Source organism: Phormidium sp. CCY1219 (assembly GCF_055795085.1).
In genome coordinates this window covers 1-3,749 of the sequence record NZ_JAYFEQ010000789.1, presented here as the reverse complement: position 1 = coordinate 3,749, position 3,749 = coordinate 1, and the positions used below count along the sequence as shown (strand labels likewise).

The following is a 3,749-nucleotide window of genomic DNA, read 5'->3' as shown; positions in this document are numbered from 1 at the left end:
GGGGGGAGAACTCCTCCCTACGCATAAATGACGAGGGTTTCCGTTCTCCCCCTTACCAACCCTAATTTCTGATGACTTCACACCTGCCCCAAACTCAAAATTTGGCCATTCGCCCGTTGCAATCGCGAGATTTCGAAGCGGTTGATGCGCTTGTCGATCGCGCGATTGAAGTGGAAAACCCCAGCAGTTCGATCGAAAGTGGCGCGCTGGATATCCACAGACATTTATCCCTCATCCGTCGCTGGTATTGGCCTCTGAAGTGTCTGAGTTGGTTTCCCAATCCGCTACAGTACCTTCTGTACGTCCATGTGGCTCACGATCCGCAGGAAAATATTCGCGGCTTGATTCAGATTTCGCCGTTTAACCGCACCCGCAGCACTTGGCGGGTCGATCGCTTGTTTGTCGATCCCGGCGCGGGAATGCTTGGCACCGGTTCTCAGCTCATCCGCCATTGCTTGGAGGCTATCTGGGAAGCGCGGATGTGGTTGCTCGAAGTAGAGGTGAATGAAAAAGACGAGCTGGCGCTTTATCGGCATAATGGGTTTCAGCCGCTAGCGCAAATGACCTATTGGGCGATCGCGCCGGATTTACTGGAGGCTTTGGCTCAGCGCGAACCGGATCTGCCGAATCTGATGCCGGTGAGCAATGCGGACGCACAATTGTTGTGCCAGTTGGATACCGCTGCGATGCCTCCGTTGGTTCGTCAAGTGTTCGATCGCCACATCCATGATTTCCAAACCAGTCTCCCGGGTGCGGTGTTCCAAGGGGTTCGCCAATGGCTAAATAACATTGAAGAGGTGAGCGGTTATGTGTTTGAACCCCAGCGCAAAGCGGCGATCGGCTATTTTAAAATGCGTCTGTGCCGCGATGGTTCTCAACCCCATGTGGCTGAATTAACGGTTCATCCGGCTTACACTTGGCTTTATCCTGAATTGCTCTCCCAAATGGCGCGCATCGCTCAGGATTTCCCGCCTCAGTGCTTGCAATTGGCTTCTGCTGATTATCAGCCGGAACGAGAAGAATATTTAGAACAAATCGGCGCTGACCCGGTTTACCATACGTTGCTGATGTCTCGGTCGGTTTGGCATAAGTTGCGCGAGGCGAAACCGGCGGCTTTGGAATTGCAATTGTCTGAGGTAATCCAGGGGTTGCAAGGTGCTCGCAAACCGATTCCGAGTCGCATTAGTTGGCTGCAAAAGTCTCAGCGTTCCGGGCAAAGCAACGGTAAGCCCGACTCGGTTCAAAAGTCGATTGAGGAGTTCGGTCAACTCCCGAATGCCGATCGCTTTGATTTCTCTCAAGATGATGATACCCTGAGCTAGGCGATCGGTTCTTAGCGGTTAGAAATTGGGTTGCACAAGCTCAATGGTAGAGATGCGATTAATCGCGTCTCTACAGCAACCTATTGGTTCTAGAAACTCGGGAGGGTTGTTCTGTTTATTGAATACTGTACCGACGCACTGGAACGGCTAAGGACCGATTGAAGAATGATTCCCCCACCCTGTGCTCGATTTAGTTTCAATTTTTCGGAATGAATGGTCACTAAAATATCAGCTCTCGGTTTGGATATCGGTCGCAAACGCATTGGCGTGGCGGGTTGCGATCGCACTGGATTAATTGCTACGGGTCTGACGACGATTGAAAGCCAATCGTTTCAGCAGGTGGTGGAACAATTACAGGCGATCGTGGCGGAACGGAAGGTGGATGTGCTGGTGGCGGGATTACCCTATTCCATGAATGGCACGTTAGGTTCGCAAGCGCGCAAAGTACAAAAGTTTGCCAAGCGCTTAGCCCAGGCTCTAAATCTTCCTTTAGAATACATTGACGAGCGTCTGACCTCCTATCAAGCGGAACAAATGATGCTGGCCGAAAATATTTCTCCTTCGCGCAATAAAGGCTCGATCGACCGCAAAGCTGCGGCTTTAATTTTACAGCAATGGCTGGACGAACGACGAGAGAAATGTAATCATTAACTACTCGCTATTTTAACTCATTTAATTGCGCGATCGGGTTAAATCTCGGTCGCATTTTTATATGTTAAAATTCCTATGAAAACAGATTTTACTGTAAATAAAGTGTCGGTTGAAATTAAATTATGCCCAAGGTTCGATGATGGCAAGGCTATGCGGATTTTACGATTAAGGAAGAAATGGAAACTGCAATCAATTAACCTTCCCTATGAAAAAAATAACTGAGGGTTTCCTGTCTTGGTTGCCCGACCTAACGACACAAATTTGGATTTTAATTTTCGGTCGATTGCTGTCTGGAATTGGCACCGGATTTACCTTATTTTATGCCCCGATATTCTTTTCTAAGGAAGTGGGGTTAAGCAAAACTGAGGTAGGTTTAGCATTAGGTAGTGGATCGGTTTCTGGGGTGTTTGGTCGCCTATTGAGTGGTAGTTTGGTGGATTCGCCTCACTGGGGGCGCAAAAAAACGTTATTATCGGCTACGGTGGTGTCGGCGATCGCTTCGCTGGTGTTAGCTTCAGCGAATGATTTTACCACGTTGGTTATTGGCAATTTGCTGATGGGATTTGGCGTGGGGTTGTATTGGCCCGCAACGGAATCGATTGTGGCGGATTTAACTACGGGAAAACAACGCCACGAAGCTTATGCGGTGACTCGTTTGGCGGATAGTTTGGGATTGCAATTAGGCATTGTATTTGGGGGTATTTTAATTGCTGCAACTGCAAATTATCGGTTGTTGTTTATCATTGATTCGAGTTCTTTTGTGGTGTTTTCGGCAATTATTTGGATGGCGATCGCAGAACCAACGCGCCATAATGTCCATCCGACACCCGCATTAACCGGCTGGACAAGGGCATTGCGCGATCGCGCTTTGCTGGTGTATGCTAGTGTCAATATCCTGTTCACCACTTACATTGCTCAAGTTCAAAGCACGATTCCCCTTTATTTCACCGATTTTGTCTCGGTTGGCGAGAGCAATAGGGGATTTGCGCCGGAAACCATTAGCGGACTTTTTACCTGGCATGTTGCCCTTTCTATCGTCTTTCAATTGCCGGTGGCGAGAATTCTCACCCGCTTTCGTCACGCCCAAGCGCTGACGGTTTCTGCTGTATTTTGGGTGATTGGATTTGGGGCGATCGCGATGACGGGGTTGCTCAATACCTCCCAACTGTTTGCGGCGATTCTCGGATTGGGAATTTTGGCGATCGCGATCGTCTCTTACACGCCGTTTGCTTCTTCTTTAGTCGCCGAAATTGCCCCCGAATCCCTGCGCGGGGTTTACTTATCGATTAATTCCCAATGTTGGGCGGTGGGCTATTTTATCGGCCCTTTTCTTGGCGGTTGGGCGTTAGATTTACCCCGTCCTTTCGCCGATGGATTGTGGTTGGGATTAATCGCAACTGTGGGGGTGGCAATTGTTATTTTGCAATTCCTCGATCGCTTGCTCAAAGCGCGCGTTACTGAGTAGAAAATGTCCACACCCTAGAAAGGTGGGTCTATACGGACAAAGACCGACTACGGGGGCTAATGAACATGCAGGGGGTTTGTGGCGGGTCGCATTTGCCGGGGCAATCACCGTAAAAAGCAAGCTAAGCATTGCACATAAGCCCTGCCTCGCACTACGGCTTCATCATACCCGATGGGGATTGCTTTGTCAACCCCTGGCGGCAACAATTTTCCGATCCCAGATTAGGTAGATTAGGGAGATTAGGGCTTTGCGGTGGGGAATTGCGCGATCGCATTTTTTGGCGCAATGGAAGGGTTGGTGAAGCTTTTTGT

The 3,749-nt window shown here is 49.4% G+C and carries 3 protein-coding genes; all 3 read left to right on the top strand.

Going from position 1 to position 3,749, the window contains the following annotated elements:
• Positions 1–71: 71 nt before the first annotated feature.
• The 3 genes from AC0QH1_RS24245 to AC0QH1_RS24235 all read left to right on the top strand — a co-directional run bounded on the left by AC0QH1_RS24245 (position 72) and on the right by AC0QH1_RS24235 (position 3,438).
• A complete protein-coding gene (locus tag AC0QH1_RS24245) occupies positions 72–1,322 on the top strand; it encodes a GNAT family N-acetyltransferase (RefSeq protein WP_324633970.1) in 1,251 nt (416 codons plus the stop codon).
• A gap of 213 nt (positions 1,323–1,535) precedes the next feature.
• The gene (ruvX, locus tag AC0QH1_RS24240; RefSeq protein WP_324633969.1) at positions 1,536–1,973 is read left to right on the top strand and encodes a Holliday junction resolvase RuvX; all 438 of its coding nucleotides are present in this window, start codon (positions 1,536–1,538) and stop codon (positions 1,971–1,973) included.
• Positions 1,974–2,178: 205 nt separating this feature from the next.
• On the top strand, positions 2,179–3,438 hold the full coding sequence (locus AC0QH1_RS24235) for an MDR family MFS transporter (protein WP_324633968.1): 1,260 nt from the start codon (positions 2,179–2,181) through the stop codon (positions 3,436–3,438).
• Positions 3,439–3,749 lie beyond the last annotated feature (311 nt).

What these genes read in the sequence shown, in the direction of transcription:
- AC0QH1_RS24245 (WP_324633970.1), top strand. Translation starts at nt 72, where the DNA reads ATGACTTCACACCTGCCCCAAACTCAAAATTTGGCCATTCGCCCGTTG.
- ruvX (WP_324633969.1), top strand. Translation starts at nt 1,536, where the DNA reads ATGGTCACTAAAATATCAGCTCTCGGTTTGGATATCGGTCGCAAACGC.
- AC0QH1_RS24235 (WP_324633968.1), top strand. Translation starts at nt 2,179, where the DNA reads ATGAAAAAAATAACTGAGGGTTTCCTGTCTTGGTTGCCCGACCTAACG.